Genomic DNA, 19591 nt, shown 5'->3' with positions numbered 1-19591 from the left:
TGTCACCCGCTTTTCTTTTGTTGTTGATCGTAACGCTCGGTTTTGTACCATTTCACTTCTTGTTTGAATAATCGGCTCTTTGCCTCTACACATAAGGAGTACACGACTAGCGCAATCCATACTTGAGAATAAGTGAAGTACATGAGCGCCACAATGAGTATATTTTGTTTGGTGAGCTCTGTTTTCTCAATGCTTAATGTAATCATCACTTCTGTTAGAAAGAGGAAGAAAGCCAATCCCCACAGGATCAGTGCAACAGCTCCTACAGATAAGTGAAGGTCAACAAATAGGTTCACGATAAAGATCCCATTTGAGAGCAGGACACCGAAGAAAAATAAGAAATACGTAAAGAAGAAATAAAACAAATCGAAAATCATTCGTTTTCGTTTCAGCTTCATAAACTGTTTTAAAAATTTGAGTACAACATATTGATTGCCTCGTGCCCAACGCGTTCTTTGCCGCCACCAGACTTTCCACGTCTCAGGCTCTTGTTCCCATGTAATCGCAGCCGGGAAAAATCGAATGACATAGCCAAGGTTATAGACTCGAATCGTTAATTCGGTGTCCTCAGCCAACGCATGAACATCCCAGCCGCCAAGTTCTTCTAAAATGTGCCGGCGGATGGCGAAGTTGGTGCCTGGTATTGTCGCAATACCAAACCACTTCCATCTTCCGCCCTGTGCCATCCATTGGAAGCAGATGGTCTCAATATTAATAAATTTGGTTAGTAGATTTTTGGCTGCATTGATGACCCTGAATTTCCCGACAACAGCGCCTGCCTTTGGGTCATTCAATAAACCAAGAACCAAATGATAGACGGCCTTTTGTTCAGGCATGTTATCTGCATCGTATACGCAGATGACTTCTCCTGTTGAAGCCTTTAAGCCTTCATTCAGTGCAGTGGATTTTCCCTTTCCTGCAAATGGCGGCTTCGTTTCAATCATATGGACATGATCATATTGCTCACTGAATGACTGCACGATGTCCCCTGTGCCATCAGAGGAATTGTCATTAATCACAATGATTTCAAGAAGATGTTTAGGATAGGATAGCTGGACCATTGCTTTTAGCGTTTGCCGGATGACAACTTCTTCATTATGAGCAGGAATTAGAATGCTGACGGTCGGCAGCTCTTTCCCTTGTTTCGTCCATTCAGGCAGCACTTTTTCGTAGGTCAGGTAGTGCTGAAAGCCGCCCTGCATGAGAAACATGTGGTATAGGAGCATGATCCAAATCAATATTAATGAAAGATAAAATAAGACATCAGCCACCTAATTTTCTCTCCTTAAAAATTCGTTTTTTCATTGTCAGCCTTAAATACAATGTGTAAAAAGCAAATGCCGCAATAAACAGCATCACCACGACTGTTAGAATTCGCAGCATATTTTCCATGCCGCTTCGTTTAACTGTTTTGGTTTCTGCTCTATTGGATTGTTCTACTTGAATATGTCCATTTCCTGATGTTTTGATTTGTACATGTGGTGTTTGGACTGTTTGTTTTGTTTTCTTTAAATCCAGCCATTCACTAGAAGGAATTGCATCCATCAGCGTCATCAGATTCTGCAATCCAGTTATTCCGGATTCCACATCATAGGACAGCCCGATTGCGGCTGATTGAAGATGCTGGATGGATTGAATCTTTTGTTCTATTAAAATATTTGAACCTTCTTGGTCAGACGCTGGCTCTACTGATTGCTGAGGATATAAGGTCATACCATGAAGCATGGCGGGTTTCGTCACGAGTGGCGGAGCACCGGCTGTTTTCCACGTATGGTCCGACAGCTGTACCTGTCCAAACAGACTGGACACATGCCTTGATATCACTTCATAGCCTTGTTGAGATATGGCATCATGCGGCACCTCGAATGCCAGTGGATAGAGACCTTGCTGCGCAAGAAACTCAATACCTTTTGTCAGTTTTTCTTCTGTATAGATGGTTTCTTGCTGCTGATTCGATCTCGTATAAGCATGGAAGTCTTTCTCATTCGAAAAATGACTTTCACTTTGCTTCTTCTCGGCTTTTTTTGGGTCATTTGACGTAATGGACTGATCATTCTTTGCATCCCAGAACTCAAAGTCCTGACCAGAATCCTCTGTTCGATACGTACGGCTAAATCCATGAAGAATAATGCTGGCTCCATTACTTTGCAATTGTTTTAACACTTTTACGAGCTTCGGGCGGTCACTCAGTGTCACTTCATCGCCTGTTGTTCGATCCACCCAAACAGGGGTTACCGCTATCAGAAACGGGATATGCCGAGTGGATACATATTGTCCAAGCTCAAGCAGCTTCTTTTCGTCAGTGACAGGACTGATGTTCCCAAGCCTTAAGTACTTTGTGGTCAGCTGATCAGAAGAAGGCAGGTGTTTTTCTAGCACTTCTGCAAGAAGCTCATTATGCTGCACGACATTTAAGATTCCAATATAGGCCGCACCTTCCTTTGTTTGAATCACAAATGGAAGATCAGCTTCATGCTTCTTCAATAGAAATTCCCTTTGCAAGTCTGCCCCTTGAACCGTTAACGCAATGATCCTTTTCTCTAGCTGACGGTAAGTGGGATCATCTGTATATTTGATTTGACTCGTGTGTTCTTGTTTATGAAAAGTAAGCTTGGAAAATGGGCGCAGCTGGTCCGCATTGTATCCAATGGCTATGATCTTCTGTGCTTCGTTCATTACACGAATGGTCTGTTTTGGTAAGGTTCTCTTTATTTCCCCTAGATAGATGACTTGCTGAAATTCGCTGATCTTCTTTTCAGCCAAATGTTCATCAGATACAATCGTCGTCTGTTTGGAAAAATGTCCGGCGAGTAGATCCAGCATATGCACTGCTGGAGTCGCTTCTCCCGATTCTGTTGAATAAACGATCAGGGTATCTGGCTTGGCAAGAGCGTCGGCTGAAGCCATGTATTGAAACGAAAGAATGAAAAAAAGAGCGATCATCAAACAGCATTTCATTATAGAATTAAAGTTCATTCATCATCATCTCTTTTTCTAGTTCTTCTAAAAATTGCTCTGGCGTACGATAATCCGAACTGCTTGTTAAATGACAGACATGAAAAGTCAGGGTGACTTCACGACCGTTTAACAGCACATGCTTTTGCAATTTATCTTTTAGCTTCTCAAGGACGACAGAGACATTCTCTTCTGGTGTGTGAGTAAGCAGCAATCCTATTCGTTCTTCGGATAATCGAAATTTCTTATCAGTTTCTCTGACACTTTCGCGAATCTTGATACTTAATTGCTGAAATAGGTGCTGCATTTCTTTTTCTCCATATAATGATTTGAATTCCGCTGCATAATGGATATGAAGAAGGATAAAAACGAATGGCTGTTTGTAGCGTTCTGCCCGTTTCATTTCCTCGGATAATTCCAGCTTCATCCGATCTGCATTGTCAAATCCAGTTGTCGAGTCAATCGCCACAAATTGTTTCATCGCCTGCTTTTGTTGTTCTATGGTGTGACGCATCGTCTTGATTCGCTCATGCAAGCTTCCTGCTGAAATCGCGAAAAAGAGAAGAGCTGCGCCCCAAACCACCACATCCTGCAATGTTTGATTGGAAAAGAAGGGATTTGTGTGGCCAAGCTCTGTAAAGAACATAGCACTTCCTATAAAGAACAGCATCAGCAAGGTAAAAATTAATGCTGGTAAGATGCCAAATAAAATCCCGCATCCTAACACGACAAAAGTCAGTGTGATCATCAAAAAGCTCTCTGCATCATGTACGCCAAGGTAGCCCATAAACAAAATAAGACCTGCAAACGTGAGGAGCAGAGAATAATATAAACGATACGTATTACTGAATAACCGATTCATTAAAAAGCTCCCTTTCTGCAATGAGAGGCAATAAGTTGTCAAATGAGTGTGTGTCTTTTTCGTTCATGTATCCTCCATAATAATCCTTGAGAGGATCTTGAATTTGTAATTCTTTCATGCGGTCATACACCTCTTTTGCGAATTCCGGTTCGTTTCGTTTAAGAGCATACAAGATGACCAGCGCATATACAGAAGGCGATTCATACGTCACTGATGGCTGCAATGTGCTCAGTTTATATCTACCGTACAGCTTTCCTTCTTTTTTAAAAGTCGTTTTAAGCCATTTCATGATCGCGGACGTATTCACCTTTGCACGATCAGCATGTAGAGCCGTATAGAGTTGATCAATCATATTGATTTCTCGATCAAATGAATAGGCTTTTTTCTTTATATCATAGGATTTAGGAAAGAATCCTTTTTTTCTCGGTGCTTGTTTTAGAATGGTCAATTGGTTACTCGTCATTTGTTTCGTGAATATTTTGAGGGATTCCAATTCTTTGATTGCTTTTGGGTCTAAATATGAGAGTGTGATTGTGTGTGAAGTTCGATTTGTTGATGCATCATAATAATCGGACAAGATGCCTCTATACATATTTTTGTCTTTTAACGCTTGTGCGATTTCTTTTGCTGTGGTTTGATACGCTGCATTCTTCCATAAACGATCTGCCTTTTGAAGTGCCGCCACTACCCGTAAGTCATCAACTAGAGCATTGGCCTTACTTTTTTGATCAGATTCGATTTGCCAGCTGAGAAGATGATGGTCTAGTAAAAATTCATCTTGCAGGACACCAAATTGTTGGTCAAAAGAATTTTGGTCTTTTTTTCGAACAAGATAATCCATCCAAAGCCCAAGCGATTCAGATAAGTAGATATGCTGCTCTGCAAATGAAGTGCGAATCATGCCTTGATCTGTCATGAGGTGATGAGTAATAAAATATTCTCCAGGCAATACAGGCTGTGGTGATACTGGATAAGCTGATTCCTTCTGCTGCTTCCAGGTACATCCGCCTAGTAGAATGACAATGAGTAAAACAATACCTATGCGATGTATGGGTGTATCCATTCGTGTCCCCTTTCAACTCCCGTTCTCTTAGCATTCCAACGATTTATTATAGATTGTTTCTGTTTAAATTTAAATAAATATTTTATACCAAATTACGAGTCTTTTCGCATAGACATTCCCATTTTCAGAAAAACAATATGTCGATATGCTTGATTACATTGGAAAACCCATGCGTTTCCGCATGGGTTTTTATAATACTATTGATCTAATTTTAATTTCTTTAATTGCTCAGCTAGTGCGTTATTGATTGGTTCTTCCACTTTCTTTTGTTTCTTCATATATTTAGACACATCATGCTTACTGGCTCTCTTTTGATTGGATTGTGATTTGCGTTTTTCGAAAACAGACAGTTTTTCTCTATGGCCGCACACACAAGCGAAGATTTTGCCATCGCCTTCTCCGCGCAGCTCGAGCTTTTTATGGCAGTTCGGGCAGCGTGCGTTTGTTTTCTTCGCCACATTTTTACGGTGGCCGCATTCTCGGTCTTGGCACACGAGCATTGTGCCATGTTTTCCATTTACTTTTAGCATAAGTTTTCCGCAGTCGGGACAATGGGTGCCAGTGACATTGTCATGCTTAAAGGTTTGGTTCGTCTGTTTGATTTCAGATACGGCTTGTTTTGCATAGGACTTCATTTCACTCATGAATTGAGAAGCCTTTAGCTGTCCTTTTGCGATTTTAGAAAGCTTTTGTTCCCACTCTGCTGTTAATGCTGGAGACTTTAAGTCTTCAGGCACTAAGGAGAGCAGCTGCTTCCCTTTCGATGTGATGAAAATATCTTTGCCCTTTTTCTCGATTAAGAAGCTGTTGAACAGTTTTTCAATGATATCGGCTCTTGTGGCTACTGTCCCTAGTCCGCCTGTTTCACCAAGGGTTTTCACTAAGTCCTTTTCCTGATTTTGCATAAATGCCGCTGGGTTCTCCATAGCAGATAGCAAGGTTGCTTCATTAAAACGAGCAGGAGGTTTCGTTTCTCCTTTTGTTTCTTTCAGCTGGCGCACTTCAAGTGATTGCCCTTCGGAAAGTACCGGCAGATGCTGATCTGCTTCGGCTGATTCCTCGTCTTCATAGGATTCATCATACACGGCTTTCCAGCCGGCTGATTGCACGGTTTTTCCTTTTGCTGTGAATGTTTCACTGCCTATTTTGGCAATCACCGTTGTTTCCTCGTATTCAAAAGGATTCATGAGTACAGCAAGGAATCGTTTGGCAATAAGATCATACAATTTACGCTCTTTATCACTTAATGCACCAGGATACAGCTCTTCCTCGGTTGGAATGATCGCATGGTGATCTGACACTTTTGCATCGTTGACGAAGCCTTTATGCGCTTTCACGCCTGATTGTAAAATGCGGTTCACATGCTGAGCGTACGGTCTGACATTCATTCCTTTTAATCGATCTTTTAATGTAGGAACGATATCCGCTGAAATAAATCGTGAATCTGTACGCGGATATGTCACAAGCTTATGCTGCTCATACAACCGCTGAAGCGTAGACAAGGTTTCTTTCGCTGAGAAGCCGTAGCGTTTATGCGCATCACGCTGCAATTCAGTGAGGTCGTACAGACCTGGAGCAAAAGCTTTTTTCGCTGTTTTTTTCAATGCATCGATCACTGCTGGTTTTCCTTTGCAGCCTGCCAAACGCTCTTTTATGACATTCTCTTGGAATGTGCGGTTTTGCTTTGTTTTGGCATCCTGCCACGTCAAGGTAAGTCCATCTACTTGTGCAGTCATTCCATAAAACGGCTTCGGCTGGAATTGCTGAATGTCTTCTTCTCGTTTGGCGATCATGGCAATCGTTGGTGTTTGTACCCGTCCGCAGGAAAGCTGTGCATTGAATTTGGTCGTCAGCGCCCTTGTTGCGTTGATCCCCACAATCCAGTCTGCCTCTGCACGTGCAACCGCTGAGCGATACAGATTATCATATTCTCTGCCGTCTTTTAGTCGTTTGAAGCCTTCTTGAATGGCTTTGTCCGTAACAGATGAGATCCATAGTCGTTTTAGGGGCTTTTTCACATGCGCTTTTTCAAGAATCCATCTTGCGACAAGCTCCCCTTCACGTCCAGCATCTGTTGCGATGACAATGTCTTTTACATCTTTTCTTGCAAGCTGTGCTTTTACTGCTTGAAATTGTTTACCTGTCTTTTTCATGACGACAAGCTTTAGCGGCTCTGGAATGATCGGCAAATCCTCTAAACGCCAGGATTGAAATTCTTTTCCGTAGCCTTCTGGATCAGCCAGTGTGACCAAATGGCCAAGGGCCCACGTTACAATGTATTGATCTCCTTCTAAAAAACCATTTCCTTTTTTATGACACTTCAGCACACGTGCTAAGTCACGTCCTACTGAAGGTTTCTCTGCTAATACAACTGTTTTTGACACTAGATTTCACATCTCTTTCTTCTATCCATCCTTTTATTATAGCAGACGTGGAGATGTGGTTCTAATGACGGATTATTTCTTCAAGCGCTGGATGATTTCGTTTGTGATTTCTTGTGTTTGATAAGCCCCGCCGATGTCTGCCGTTAAAAAGCCGTCTGCTGTGACTGATTCGATGATTTCGAGCAGGTGTGTACCCAGTTCTTCCTCACCGAAATGATCAAGCATGAGTTTAGCGGTCCAAATTTGACCGATTGGGTTGGCGATTCCTTTTCCTGCAATGTCTGGGGCTGATCCGTGTACAGGCTCAAACATGGATGGATATTTGCCATTCACATTGATGTTGGCGGCAGGCGCCACGCCAATACTTCCCATAATCGCAGCCCCAAGATCAGTTAAAATATCGCCAAATAAATTGCTGGCAACAATCACATCGAATTTCTCTGGTCTTGTCACAAAGAAGGCTGAGAGCGCATCAATGTGCTGCGAGTCTGCTGTCACCTCTGGATAATCCTTTGCTACGTCTTGAAACACTTCATCCCAAAATGGCATTGTATGAACGATTCCATTCGATTTGGTTGCACTTGTCACATGCTTTCGTCTTTTTTCTGCTAATTGAAAAGCAAAACGCATGGCTCGCTCTGTCCCTTTTCTGGAGAAAACAGCATTTTGAATGGCAAGCTGATCTTCCCCTTGATAGATGCGGCCTCCGATTTCACTATATTCACCTTCACCGTTTTCTCTTACAACAAGAAGATCGAAATCCTTTGGCTGAGCAAGCGGTGAGCGAATGCCGCTCAGCTGTTTTGCAGGTCTAACGTTGATCACCTGCTCAAATTCACGTCTAATTTTAATGAGCAATCCCCAAAGCGATACATGATCCGGCACTAAATTGGCATCTCCGACTGCCCCTAAGAAAATGCTGTCAAAGGCTTTCAGTTGTTCCAATCCATCCTTTGGCATCATTTCGCCATGCTCTAAATAATATTCACAGCTCCACGGAAAATCCTGAAAGGTGAAAGACAGACCGCCATGCACATCTGATATCGCTTTCAAAACTCGGATGGCTTCAGGTACAACTTCCTTTCCAACCCCGTCTCCTGGTATTGCTGCAATTGAAACATGCTTCATTGATTTTTCCCCCTTCGTCATCGGTCGACCGTCGACCATTTAATTCGAGTTTACTAAAGAGTGCGTGTTCTTACAATGGACAAAAGACGCTTTTATGATCAAAGCGCCTTTTTATCCTGCATCAGCACACGGGGCTTCTGTTTCTTTCTTCCCGCACTTTTTTTATCTGAAAGCAGCAAACCTCCTAAGGTCAGTATCGTTCCTAGCGCCGACATGAAGGTCAGTCTTTCGTGAAGAACGATCATTGAGATGACCATCGTAATAATGGGCACTCCATAAATATACACACTTGATTTCACCACACCGATCGTCTTCACGGAAAAGCTCCATGTCAGAAAACAAATAGCAGATGCAAAGACGCCTAAAAACAGCAAGTGGAAGGTAAACGATGGATTCGTGAACCGCTCCCAGTCTAAACGAATCTTAAAATGCCAGATCAGTGGAATCATCCATAGCAATCCGTAAAAGAAGACACGTCTTGTCACCTGAATAATATGGTAGCCATATTGATTGATCATTTTCGATAAAATGGAATAAAATGCCCAGACGATGGTAGCCATAAATGCTAAAGCATCACCAAGCGGATTCAATTGGAACGTCGTCATCCCATTAAAGCTAATCAGTACAATTCCCATCATCGCGATGAAAAAGCCTATGAAAAATCGGCTGTGCAGCGGCTCATCTTTTAATAAAAAATAAGACAATAGAAAAGAGAAGAATGGGACAACGGAGCTGATGACACCTGCATTCGAAGCGAACGTATAAGTAAGTGCAACATTTTCTAAAAAATAGTATAAGACCACACCGCATAACCCTGCGAGCGCAAACATCCCTTCATGCTTTCTACACTGCACCTTCATGGTGACTGGATAAATGATCATCAGGGCAAGGTACCCAAGGAAAAAACGAAAAAATAAAATCTCTGTTGGAGAAAAAGCCGTTAATAATATTTTGGTTGATATAAAGGTAGATCCCCATAAAAAAATGGTGAACATGGCTGCTAGATGACCAAGAAGCTGTTTATTTTTCATTTTGCTGTTACCTGCTTTGCAAAAATTTGCTGATACTGCCCTGGCGTAAGCCCAATAAATTCCGAAAAGAAATGAGTCAAATGACTTTGATCAGAAAATCCAGCGGCAGCAGCTACATCTATTGGCTTCATTCCTTGGGCGAGTAGTTCCTTCGCATAGTTCACCCTGATTGTCTGTAAATAACGATACGGGGTAATTCCTCTGAACTTTGTAAAAGCACGCAGCAATGAATATTTGTTCATGGACACAAGCTCACCTAAGTCATCTAACGATATATTTTCCGTGAGATGTGTTTCAATATATTGCTGTACGTCTTGGACTTTTTGTTCATTGGCATTGGCTGCTGATGCTTTTTCCTCTGGTGTATCAGAATAGGTTTCGATCAACTGCTTCATCAAAAAGTAAAAGGCTTCCTGTTTATTCAAAGCAGGAGCTTCTTCTGTGATCATTTGATGAAGATCATATAATTGCTTTGCTAGTTCACTTTGTGAAACCACAGGGGCTTTAAAATGCGGCTTGTGCTGAAAGACCTTCTCCAGCAACTCTGGTTCAATATTTAAGCTGCGATAATCTAGCGGCATGTGATCAAATTGTTCACATCCGTGGTTATCGTACGGATTGAAAAGAAGGATATCTCCTTTTTCAATGATGTATTCTTGATTTTGGCAGAACATACGTCTTTGACCGCCTTCAATAAATCCAATCACATAGTATGTATGAAAATGTTTTGGGAACTTTTTGATGATGGCATGAAAGCGATACGCCTCTATTTGCAAGTCCTGGTCAAAATGGACTCTTCGTTCCTCTAGTGTTCTCATGTCGATCCCCTCTTTTCACTGAGCTCATCATTAGTGTAGCACACCCTTTTTCTCTTGGATTGTACGATATTGACTTTGCGATGCAGGCTTGCCTAGAGGGAAGAACTTGGATAACATGAGACAAAAGATGATGTATAAAAGAGGGAATGATGGGATGAATTCATTCGATATGGAAAGACCAACACCGTACCACATGCAATTTTATGAACAACTGAAGCAAATGATATTTGATGGCCAGTTTCAGCCAGGGGAGCGCATCAATGAAACGCAGCTTGCCAAGCAATTTGGTGTAAGCCGATCACCGGTCAGAGAGGCGATGAGGCTGTTAGAAAAAGACGAGCTTTTAATCGCAGATCATCGATCAGGCTATTCCGTCTATACGTTGACCGAAAAAGATGTCGAGGAGCTTTATCAAATTCGGGTGGCCTTAGAAACACTTGCTGTTGAGCTTGCCTGTAAGGAAGCCTCGCAAAGAGAAATGGATGAAATTGAGCAGGTTCTCACGCAGGCGGACGAAGCGATCAAGCAGCAGCTGCCATCTAAAGAGATCGTCCAATTACATGAAGCCTTTCACCAAAAAATCATTTTGGCGAGTCACAATGACCGCTTATCCAAACAATTAAATCACGTGAATGCACTCATTCACTATTGCCGCATCTTTCATTTTAGTGGCGGAGCTCGTGCTGAAACCATTCAAAGAGAGCATGCAGCCATCTATTCTGAAATAAAAGAGCGCCGCTCCACAGAAGCCGTTCAAGCAATGAGGGAGCATTTATTACATGATGTCATGCACTTAAAGCAAGTACTCTCTAAAACAAACAAAGAGTAAAGGACTTTTCCCATTTTTTAAGCATTCCATGAACATATTTTGAATTTTTCGTAGATTTCAGCATGTCCAGACGATCTTTCGTTTATATTAGAAGATGAGAAACTAGCTTTTATACAGGAGGATTTGTATATGCATACAAGTATTAGCCGTCTTCGACAGGCGGGTTTTATTGAGGGTATGTCTCTTTTAACCCTTCTTTTAATTGCCATGCCTCTAAAATATTTTGCGGATATTCCGATGGCAGTCACTATTGTAGGCTCTCTTCATGGCGCATTGTTTGTCATCTATATGCTCATTTTGGCATATGTGACTTTTAAAGTTCGCTGGCATTTGAAATGGTCCATCGCTGGTTTTTTTGCGGCTTTCATTCCTTTCGGTAACTTCGCCTACGATAAGGTGCTCCGCCAATATGATACAAAAGCTTAATCAAAAAGGGCTAAAACGACATTCGTTTTAGCCCTTAGTCTTCACGCTGAAGCGTCCTGATAAAGGAACGCTTTTTTATATTGATGCATATTTCACAATGGCTGCTCGACGCGTCATGTCGTGATATGCCACCCATAATTCATCACCAGGCAAGACGCTGGTGATTGGATCGATTGGCTGTTTCACTTCATACATCATGCCATTTCTCTCAACCTGAATGATCGCTAACGGCAGATTGCCGATGACGCCTGCAAATTCAACATTGGTCACTTTTGCACTTCCTTGTTTCTCTTGCATGAGACCCATTTCTCTATCCAGCTCTTCTTTCTTTGTCTGGATCGTGATTTGAGTGCCCGCTGCGACCTGCATATGATCAGGGATAAACTGGCTGACCGTTTTTGTGATGGACTCATCTCCGTTTGAAACCGTCACATCGAGCTGAATAGGCTTTTGTTCATGGATGGCAATTGGATATTGCTTCACACGCTGGATCGTTCCTGTTAACGTCACATCTTTCCCCGATCGATTCCGCACTTCATGGCCATAGGCTGCCATTTTGAGCTGGCCGTTGATGTCGACAAGATCGGCTTTTTCTCCTGTTGTAAATTCAAAACCAGCCGCTTGAATCATCGGAATGGTATACCTTTTCTGATCTGCTTCAAATGTAAGCGATAAGACCGTGCCTCGTCCTACGGTTCCATATGATTCTATATTTCTTAAAACAGCGCCTTTGATGAACTTTGGCTGACTTGGCTGTGAGAAGTCACCTTCTTTTAAGAGCATTGCCTTTTTCTTCTTCGGATCATAGTGAATGACAATACGCTGGCCTGGCTGCGGTATCTGGGTGTAGGATACAACCGTTTTAACCGTCTTTTCTATGCGCTGCCCTTCATATTCAAATTGAAGCCGCATGCTGACAACTGGCTGTTCGTTGATGTAGGTGCCCGTTTCTTTAACAGACACAATATTGGCTTCTAATGTGACACTGTCCTTAATCTTGTTCTTTCTCACCAGTCTCAAAATCGGCGGCAGGAAGATCGCTAGTACAAATAATAACAGCGGGATCAAGATCCATATCGCCCAGTTAAGAATGAGCGGTCCGCCCTTCATTACATATTGCGTAAAGGTGTCAAATGATGTTTGGTGAGCAGGGCTTGCGTTTTCGATTGAGATGACTTTTTGCAAAGGAAATTCCTTTAGCTGTTTGCTTTTCGTCTCAAATGCACCCGTTAATTGATTTTCGAATGAATAATAGATCCAATCACTTTTCACATTTTTATGGAAAAATAGTCCTTCTCGGTTTAAATTTTCATATGAAAACGACTGAAAAAGCTTGCTGACAGACGTCGTCTTATTCGTGCGGTGGTTGTAAATATAACCAGTCAGCTTGCCTTTTGCTTCGTCCTTTGCTGTAGAGCCTACAAGAAGAACTTCTTCTTCATTAAGCTGGTAGATAAAGGTTTGATAAATCGGTTTTGGTGTTGGGACGACTTCACCAAGCCCTCCATCTGCATTCACTTTCCTTGGTCTTTTTGGATAGTTAGATTCGACAGCGACGGCAAAGTTTTGGGATGTTCCGATTGTTTTTGCTAGCTGCTTCTCCACTTTATCTTTAATGAGGCTAAACGGTTCAGCGTTTTTGGAGACATAGACCCCAAGCTGATGCTTATCGTTTGAGACTCCGCTGACATATGCTTTCTGGTCATTTTTTAAAGTCAATTCAAATATAGGTATAGGCGTCTGGCCTCTAAAGGAGTTCATGACGGCATCGATGGAAACGGGTCTTGCTGGCAGCTTCAGTTTGTTGAGATTGTGCACATGAAAAAACTGACCATTCTTTAGCTCACCTAGGACGGTAGCGGCGCCTTCCATTTCTCCTGTAAACACAAGCCGTCCATTCCATTGATATGTATTCGTTTTTAAAAACGAGGGTATCTGCAAGTTTTGTTTAATGAGCTCTTTCCTTTCTCCGCTAGGCGTTAGTTTCTCGATCAAAAGCTGCCCCTCTTTATTTTTTAAAGCAAGTAAGAGATTGTTACCTTGAATGGATGGCAGCATTTCATTAAACGTATCGCTTTCCGTGGTCCATTCACTGATTATTTTTCCTGATTGAGGATCATACATTACAAAATGGAGTTGCTGGTCTTTTGATACAGCACTCACCACTCGTTTCCCTTCATCAAATGTAAATATTCGTCTGACGTCATATTGCGTCGCTTTCCCTGCTGACAAATCATCTTGGTAATGGTTCCACACCAAGAAACTAAGAATGATTGCTGGAATAAAGAAGACAATATATCTGAGGAAGATGACTGGTACTCTTTTCACTTGATCGCTTCCTTTCTTGAGGTTCCTTTCACTTATACGTCAGTACAGCGAAAATGTTTCATGCTAGAAGAATACCATCAAAGCCTCTAAAATCCATATTTTACAAACTTTGTTGTTTACGATAAAATCCAATCAGATTCAAAAAAGGAGTTATCTCATTGGATAAGCTATCATCAATCATTCTAGCAGCTTGGCTGCGTGTCCCTCGCTGGTTCAAGCAATGGGTACTCGTATCCATTTCCATTTTCTTTTTTTATATGTGTTTTGTAAAGGGGCTGACTAGCTGGCACACCTTGCCGCCTGTCACTTTGCTCTCATGTGTGATTGGTTCCTTCATCATTTGGCTGATGTGGCTTAAGGGACAAAAAAACAAGTGAAAAGAGGACAATGATGAAAAAATCCATTCTATATTTTGCGATCTCTTTTGTTCTGCAATTCGTTTGGTTTGGTCTTGTGCACCCAAATAGAGGCGTGACCCTGCTGGATATGTTCATGTTTTCTATTTTGTTTGCGGTGATGTTCTTTTTTATTGAGCGAATTTGGCAGTATCAGAAGAAAGGACAAAGTAAATGATCATGAAGCCCGCTTTATTCACTCTGATGATCTGTGCATTTATCGGCCTGCTGTTAGTATCGAACCCTTTTGGAGCGGACGCTATGCGAATGGTTACGACCTTTGTTTTTCCTTTTCTTGTGCTCATTGGTTTCGGGGTTCTATTGTTTGACCTAATGAAAAAGGCTGCCAAATAGATGGCAGCCTGTTCCTTACTCTTTTCATGCAAATAAATAATCAATGTTTAATCTCCGTTACGGAGTGTATGAATTAAGATTCGATCATATCAGTGTGTCATATGTGTTCCGAGTGAACCTACGTTTGAAAGTAAACGCCATGGAAGTTCTGGATAACAAGACAACGAAAGCCCTACCTCTCATTCGTCCTTACGGCTCCGAAGCCGCGCCAGTGTGAATTGTAAATCAAAACGTCTTTTTTCCATTCTTCCGCTTTTATAGGGGGCGGGTGCAGAAGGAAAAGAATAAGTTTGTTCGCTTTGACAGCGTCTCGTTCTTATCAAGTAGAAGCTCTATTGCTTCTCATTATGTCATAGAAAAAAGAAAGTTTACTTTCTTTATTTATTTGCTTATTTCAACACTAATATAAAACTATAACACATTCCCCCTGCTTACGCAAGTGTTAAAGTGATAATTCTGCTGGTGTACGGCTTCCTTCATTCATATAACGAATGGAGGTTGGCTCAATCTTCAGAATCACTAGATTCGGATCCTCTTTTCCTTTAAACCATTTCTCCATCTCATCAGACCAAAGACGGTCGATCAGTTCCCGATCATCGGTTAATGTGGCGGTGCCTGCAATCTCTGCATAAGTATCACCGAATCCTTCGCCTGAATATCCAATAAGAATATGAACATTCGGGTTTTTTTCAATTTCTTCTGCTTTATGTGTTTCTTTACTCGTTGGTGTATATAACGTCAGCCCTTCATGGAAAAAAGTCATATAGCGGGTATGCGGCTTATCCTGTTCAACAGTCGCTAGTGTCCCGACCTTTTGTTCATCTAATAGGTTTAATACCTTTTGTTTTAATTCTTCTTGAGACATATCGTTTCACTCCTTCAAAATTTCATCCGTATACGTAGGTTTCCACGACAGCCCATTCATTAAACAAAGAAATGTGTTTTTCATAAAAAGCGATCTTCTGGCTGATGCTATAGAAAACAGGTTCAATGAAGGGAGAAATTGAACATGCATCATGAAACGATGTTCCATTTGAGTTCACTTGTCATTGCGGCAGTTGTTGTAGGCATTATCGTATGGTCTGTCATATCTGTGCAGAAAAATCGCAAGAAATACTAAAAACACCGCCCAATCAAAGCTGGGCGGTGCCGCGGTAGATCATGTATTCATAAAGGAACCGCCATTGACATGAAGTGTTTGTCCTGTCATATAAGACGATTCGTCAGAAGCCAGCAGGACAAAGCAGCCGACATGCTCTACAGGCTGTCCTGGTCTTCCCATTGGGGTTTCTGCCCCGAAGCTTTCCACACTGTCTTCATCAAATGTAGATGGAATGAGAGGCGTCCAAATTGGACCTGGCGCTACACCGTTCACCCGAATCCCATCTTTCACAAGCGATTGTGCCATAGAACGCGTAAAGCCGTTAATGGCTCCTTTTGTCGCCGTATAATCAATCAGCACTGGGTTACCCCGATATGGGTTAATTGATGTTGTATTAATGATGGAGCTTCCCGGTTTTAAATAATCCAGTGCCTTTTTCGTAAAATAGAAATAGGAATAGAAGTTGGTTCTAAAGGTTTGGTGAAGCTGTTCACTCGAAATATCTTGAATACGTTCTTGCGGATGCTGTTCAGCCGCATTATTTACTAAAATGTCTAATTGACCAAAGGCTTCAACTGTTTTTTCTACTGCTTTCTCACAAAAGGCTTCGTCACCGACATCTCCTGCAATCGTTAAGCATTTAACGCCTTCTTGTTCTACACGTTTTTGCGTATCCTCTGCATCCTCATGTTCATTTAAATACACAATGGCAACATGTGCACCTTCCTTTGCATAGGCAACAGATACTGCCCGTCCAATTCCACTATCTCCACCTGTAATCAGTGCCACTTTTCCTTTTAGCTTGCCAGAACCTTGATATGATTCATCCTCAAAGATCGGCGCTGGATTCATTTCTCTTTCACTGCCTGGCTGCTGATCCTGCGTTTGGCGCGGAATGCCATTTGTTAAATATTCACGTAAATCCATGTGTAAGCTCCTCCTTGATTTGTTGATGTATCCTTTCATTACCACCTCATTTTTTCACTCAAACATCATGAAGCTGTACAAATGTGTTCCCGAAAATCAGCATGTTTGAAGAGGGGAAAAATCGGTTACATGATCATCAAAAAGGAGCGTTCTCACATGCTGTCTATTTCGAAAACCTTTAGCAGACCAAAAGGCTGGCTCGGAAGCATTGCTGGACTCATTATGGCAAATGAAAATAAAGCATTGAATCAGTGGGCCATCCGCCACTTAGATTTGACAGATGGTGAAAACATTTTAGAAATTGGCTATGGACCCGGCTACAGTATTAAACATATGCTCAAGCATTATCAAGATCTTCATATTGATGGGCTTGATGCTTCTTCCACCATGCAGGAGCAAGCACAGTCACGCGTCAGCAAACGGGCAAAAGACAAACAAGTTCGGCTGTATGTCGGAAAAATCGAGAAAACACGTCTTCCCGGAGAGCAGTATGACAAAGTGCTGTCTGCTAACAATTTTACGATTTGGGATGCTCCAAAAACGGGCTTACTCAATCTTTATCACACCTTGAAACCAGGCGGAACACTCGTTATTGTGATGCAGCCAAGAGAAAAAGGAGCTGATGCCAATCGGACAAAAGAGATGGGTGAAAACATATTAAACGACTTGAAGTTTGCCGGGTTTGACCATTTGTCTATTGAGTATGAAGAAATTCGTCCTACCCTTGCCGTCTGTGTCACAGCAAAAAAGCCGAGAAGCGACTAAGCTCTCGGCCTTTTTCTTACCACTTTGCCTCTTTGACAAATTGATAGAAAAGCTGATGTAATTTCTGTTCAATGTCTTCCTTTGTTCCTTGTCCATAAAGCGCCATGCTTTCTTCACTTTCAATGATGGATGAACTGATCAGACTAAACATTTCTGACCCTTCCTTGCCAAGCTCTTGCGGTGCCAGCATCATGAGCATTCGTGACATCTGCTGCTGCCCGCCATCCATGCTTTTAACCTCATATGCCTGATCAAGATCATAAATATGAAAGATTGGTTCCTTGATGAATGCATGCTTTAAATGATAAAGAGCAAACTCAGTGCCAGGTATGCCTAAGCCGCCTTGCTGTTCACGTTCCAGAAGGCCGCCCGCTACATCATCCGCATGTATGAGAAACCCTTCCTCTTCAAGCTGACAAAGCAGCTGCCTGAGGGTTTCATCATGCTGCGGCATCGTCTTTCTTTTTTCGATGGTAAAATGGGACAGGATGCTGCGAATTACAAACATATAATTCGTCACCTGCTCTGCAACCGCCATCATATCAACAGTTTCTTGCACCAATTCTTTAGGAGATTCTTTTGTTCTTTTTTTCTCGATGATATAAGGAATCTTCCGTTTAATATGAGCCTTCACACGCATGGCATCATCCTCGTTTAAAAGGGGGCTGACCATAATGTAATCGATATGCTCATAGGGAATCGGAACGGTCGAGACAATCATGTCATAGCTCGATGCATCGATTTCCTTTAGCTCCATCAAGGAGGATAGATCGAATTTGGCGATCTCCGGCAATTCTTTTTTCAATCGGGAGGCGAGCATTTTAGATGAACCAATCCCGCTTGAGCAAACAACCAGCGCATGAATTTTTGTTTCTTCTTTTTTGATTTCAAGCACTGAGCCAAAGTGAAGCACAAGAAAGGCAATTTCATCCTCTGGAAATTCAATCTCTGGAAAGAAACGCTCGACTCCTTCTTCAATCGCCATAAACAGCAAAAAGTAGTCTTTTTTTATTTGTTGTGTGAGCGGATTATAGATTCTCATCTTTTCCTTTAGACGGTTCATGGCAGGCTCAAGATGAGACACGAGCCCCTCATACAATGAATCATTTTCATTGAGATGATAGCCGGTTTTATTTGAAATAAAATCAATGAGCTTTTTCGTTCTCAGCGCTATATCCAGCTCAATTTCATCAATACGGTATTCTGCCCCAAAGCTGCGATTTGCACTGCGAAGATGGATGGTCATATAACCGACCTCCGCTTCAGGAATTTCCACATTAAACATGCGTTCAAGTGCTCTTGCCATTCGAAGTGATGATTCAAATTCCTTCGTCCGCTTTAATTCCAGCAGCTCTTCCTCTTCCATTCGAATGGTTTCCCCAAGCTGAATACGTTCGATAGCATAGGTTAAGTGAACAACAAGTGCAATATAGGCACTATCAGATAAGGAGAGTGACAGTCGATCTTTCAAATGAAAGAGCAGCCTTTCTACCTTAAGCAGCTGCCCTCTGCTGACAACGCCAAACACCTTTTCTGTCGCTTTCGTTCGATGTTTGATATTCATTTCAATCGTTTCTAAAAATAATTGAATGTCGAGCCGGTCAACAATGAGATTGCCGACAATTTTCCGTTTTGCTTCCTCCGGCCCTTTTAATTCAATGCCGTACCCGCGCTTGCGGATAAGCTGCAAACCGTATGGAGCAATCCACTCCGTCAGTTCATCTAAATCATAGCTGATCGTCGCATTTGTTACCTGCAAGTCAGCTGCGAGTGTGTATAATTTCACCGGTTCCTTCGCTTCAAGCAGCGCACATAGGATTAAGAGTTTTCGTTCATCTGAACTATATTCGATTTGATCCTCATTTGACATATGAGCAAGAAGCCGCTGTTTATCCTCCTGTTCGCCGACTGCCTTCAAGCCTTTCCCCGGCTGTTTATCTAATGAAAGATGATAATCTTTTAATATTGGTTTAATGGATTTTAGTTCTCTATGGATCGTTCTAGTACTCACCTGAACAGAATCGGCTATCTCACGAATGGTGACATAACGATTTTGCTGAATGATGTATTTAATGACTTTCTGTTCTCGTGCCGTTATGTACATGAAATGCCTCCTTCTGTATAAATAGGTCTATTGTCACACCTTAATATAAAACGCTTTCAACGAGCGTTGCAATCTTAAGTTGATCTGAATTTGGCACAGCGGCTGTGACAAATATAAACA

General features: G+C 41.9%; 17 protein-coding genes. 5 read left to right on the top strand and 12 right to left on the bottom strand.

From position 1 onward, the window contains the following. Positions 1-2 precede the first annotated feature (2 nt). The 8 genes from MHH61_RS11335 to MHH61_RS11300 all read right to left on the bottom strand — a co-directional run bounded on the left by MHH61_RS11335 (position 3) and on the right by MHH61_RS11300 (position 10241). Complete coding sequence (locus MHH61_RS11335; RefSeq protein WP_024427352.1) at positions 3-1271, bottom strand: glycosyltransferase; 1269 nt, start codon at positions 1269-1271, stop codon at positions 3-5. Next, on the bottom strand, positions 1264-2976 hold the full coding sequence (locus MHH61_RS11330; RefSeq protein WP_125587513.1) for a DUF2334 domain-containing protein: 1713 nt from the start codon (positions 2974-2976) through the stop codon (positions 1264-1266). The genes MHH61_RS11335 and MHH61_RS11330 overlap by 8 nt, the downstream gene beginning before the upstream one ends. After that, positions 2966-3817 (bottom strand): GGDEF domain-containing protein, encoded by an 852-nt coding sequence (locus MHH61_RS11325; protein WP_025093605.1) that lies wholly within the window; start codon positions 3815-3817, stop codon positions 2966-2968. The genes MHH61_RS11330 and MHH61_RS11325 overlap by 11 nt, the downstream gene beginning before the upstream one ends. After that, entirely contained in the window at positions 3798-4880 is a 1083-nt protein-coding gene (locus MHH61_RS11320) for a glycosyl hydrolase family 8 (RefSeq protein WP_125587514.1), read from the bottom strand. The genes MHH61_RS11325 and MHH61_RS11320 overlap by 20 nt, the downstream gene beginning before the upstream one ends. Positions 4881-5077: 197 nt before the next feature. Continuing rightward, positions 5078-7264 carry a DNA topoisomerase III gene (locus tag MHH61_RS11315; protein ID WP_024427348.1) on the bottom strand — a complete coding sequence of 729 codons (2187 nt, stop codon included), beginning with the start codon at positions 7262-7264 and terminating at the stop codon, positions 5078-5080. 72 nt (positions 7265-7336) lie between these two features. Next, the gene (locus MHH61_RS11310) at positions 7337-8392 is read right to left on the bottom strand and encodes a tartrate dehydrogenase (protein WP_125587515.1); all 1056 of its coding nucleotides are present in this window, start codon (positions 8390-8392) and stop codon (positions 7337-7339) included. Between the two features lie 98 nt (positions 8393-8490). Continuing rightward, complete coding sequence (locus tag MHH61_RS11305) at positions 8491-9423, bottom strand: DMT family transporter (RefSeq protein WP_125587516.1); 933 nt, start codon at positions 9421-9423, stop codon at positions 8491-8493. Beyond that, positions 9420-10241, bottom strand: coding sequence for an AraC family transcriptional regulator (locus MHH61_RS11300; protein WP_125587517.1), 822 nt, complete (start codon positions 10239-10241; stop codon positions 9420-9422). The genes MHH61_RS11305 and MHH61_RS11300 overlap by 4 nt, the downstream gene beginning before the upstream one ends. Before the next feature lie 154 nt (positions 10242-10395). Between MHH61_RS11300 and MHH61_RS11295 the strand changes: the two genes are divergently transcribed. Continuing rightward, positions 10396-11070, top strand: coding sequence for a GntR family transcriptional regulator (locus MHH61_RS11295; protein ID WP_164512185.1), 675 nt, complete (start codon positions 10396-10398; stop codon positions 11068-11070). Positions 11071-11199: 129 nt separating this feature from the next. Beyond that, positions 11200-11496 carry a DUF3817 domain-containing protein gene (locus MHH61_RS11290; protein WP_008347156.1) on the top strand — a complete coding sequence of 99 codons (297 nt, stop codon included), beginning with the start codon at positions 11200-11202 and terminating at the stop codon, positions 11494-11496. Positions 11497-11571: 75 nt separating this feature from the next. Here MHH61_RS11290 and MHH61_RS11285 read toward each other — a convergent pair whose 3' ends face one another. Next, complete coding sequence (locus tag MHH61_RS11285; protein WP_241218627.1) at positions 11572-13824, bottom strand: hypothetical protein; 2253 nt, start codon at positions 13822-13824, stop codon at positions 11572-11574. A 158-nt stretch (positions 13825-13982) separates the two neighbouring features. On the opposite strand from MHH61_RS11285, the gene MHH61_RS11280 reads away from it, so the two are divergent. Both MHH61_RS11280 and MHH61_RS11275 read left to right on the top strand, forming a co-directional pair. Further along, a complete protein-coding gene (locus MHH61_RS11280; RefSeq protein ID WP_034283837.1) occupies positions 13983-14201 on the top strand; it encodes a hypothetical protein in 219 nt (72 codons plus the stop codon). Positions 14202-14214: 13 nt separating this feature from the next. Beyond that, a complete protein-coding gene (locus MHH61_RS11275; RefSeq protein ID WP_024427342.1) occupies positions 14215-14397 on the top strand; it encodes a hypothetical protein in 183 nt (60 codons plus the stop codon). Between the two features lie 618 nt (positions 14398-15015). On the opposite strand, the gene MHH61_RS11270 is transcribed toward MHH61_RS11275, so the two are convergent. Together MHH61_RS11270 and MHH61_RS11265 are read right to left on the bottom strand one after the other, a co-directional pair. Continuing rightward, the gene (locus MHH61_RS11270; RefSeq protein ID WP_024425562.1) at positions 15016-15438 is read right to left on the bottom strand and encodes a pyridoxamine 5'-phosphate oxidase family protein; all 423 of its coding nucleotides are present in this window, start codon (positions 15436-15438) and stop codon (positions 15016-15018) included. A 294-nt stretch (positions 15439-15732) separates the two neighbouring features. Further along, positions 15733-16602 carry an SDR family oxidoreductase gene (locus MHH61_RS11265; protein ID WP_024425561.1) on the bottom strand — a complete coding sequence of 290 codons (870 nt, stop codon included), beginning with the start codon at positions 16600-16602 and terminating at the stop codon, positions 15733-15735. Positions 16603-16731: 129 nt separating this feature from the next. Here MHH61_RS11265 and MHH61_RS11260 point away from each other — a divergent pair, with 129 nt between their 5' ends. Then, a complete protein-coding gene (locus tag MHH61_RS11260) occupies positions 16732-17367 on the top strand; it encodes a class I SAM-dependent methyltransferase (protein WP_368004445.1) in 636 nt (211 codons plus the stop codon). A 16-nt stretch (positions 17368-17383) separates the two neighbouring features. Here the strand turns inward: MHH61_RS11260 and MHH61_RS11255 are convergent, their stop codons facing one another. After that, positions 17384-19471 (bottom strand): BglG family transcription antiterminator, encoded by a 2088-nt coding sequence (locus MHH61_RS11255; RefSeq protein WP_125587520.1) that lies wholly within the window; start codon positions 19469-19471, stop codon positions 17384-17386. Between the last annotated feature and the right edge of the window lie 120 nt (positions 19472-19591).

The organism is Bacillus sp. FSL K6-3154 (assembly GCF_040869395.1).
GTDB classification, from domain to species: Bacteria; Bacillota; Bacilli; order Bacillales; family Bacillaceae; genus Bacillus; species Bacillus safensis.
Note: the sequence above shows the minus strand (reverse complement) of the source record. Positions and strands in the feature narration are given on the sequence as shown.

Coding starts and splice junctions, on each gene's coding strand:
- MHH61_RS11260 (WP_368004445.1), top strand. CDS start 16,732: ATGATCATCAAAAAGGAGCGTTCTCACATGCTGTCTATTTCGAAAACC.
- MHH61_RS11310 (WP_125587515.1), bottom strand. CDS start 8,392: ATGAAGCATGTTTCAATTGCAGCAATACCAGGAGACGGGGTTGGAAAG.
- MHH61_RS11255 (WP_125587520.1), bottom strand. CDS start 19,471: ATGTACATAACGGCACGAGAACAGAAAGTCATTAAATACATCATTCAG.
- MHH61_RS11305 (WP_125587516.1), bottom strand. CDS start 9,423: ATGAAAAATAAACAGCTTCTTGGTCATCTAGCAGCCATGTTCACCATT.
- MHH61_RS11275 (WP_024427342.1), top strand. CDS start 14,215: ATGAAAAAATCCATTCTATATTTTGCGATCTCTTTTGTTCTGCAATTC.
- MHH61_RS11325 (WP_025093605.1), bottom strand. CDS start 3,817: ATGAATCGGTTATTCAGTAATACGTATCGTTTATATTATTCTCTGCTC.
- MHH61_RS11290 (WP_008347156.1), top strand. CDS start 11,200: ATGCATACAAGTATTAGCCGTCTTCGACAGGCGGGTTTTATTGAGGGT.
- MHH61_RS11265 (WP_024425561.1), bottom strand. CDS start 16,602: ATGGATTTACGTGAATATTTAACAAATGGCATTCCGCGCCAAACGCAG.
- MHH61_RS11300 (WP_125587517.1), bottom strand. CDS start 10,241: ATGAGAACACTAGAGGAACGAAGAGTCCATTTTGACCAGGACTTGCAA.
- MHH61_RS11270 (WP_024425562.1), bottom strand. CDS start 15,438: ATGTCTCAAGAAGAATTAAAACAAAAGGTATTAAACCTATTAGATGAA.
- MHH61_RS11320 (WP_125587514.1), bottom strand. CDS start 4,880: ATGGATACACCCATACATCGCATAGGTATTGTTTTACTCATTGTCATT.
- MHH61_RS11295 (WP_164512185.1), top strand. CDS start 10,396: ATGAATTCATTCGATATGGAAAGACCAACACCGTACCACATGCAATTT.
- MHH61_RS11330 (WP_125587513.1), bottom strand. CDS start 2,976: ATGAACTTTAATTCTATAATGAAATGCTGTTTGATGATCGCTCTTTTT.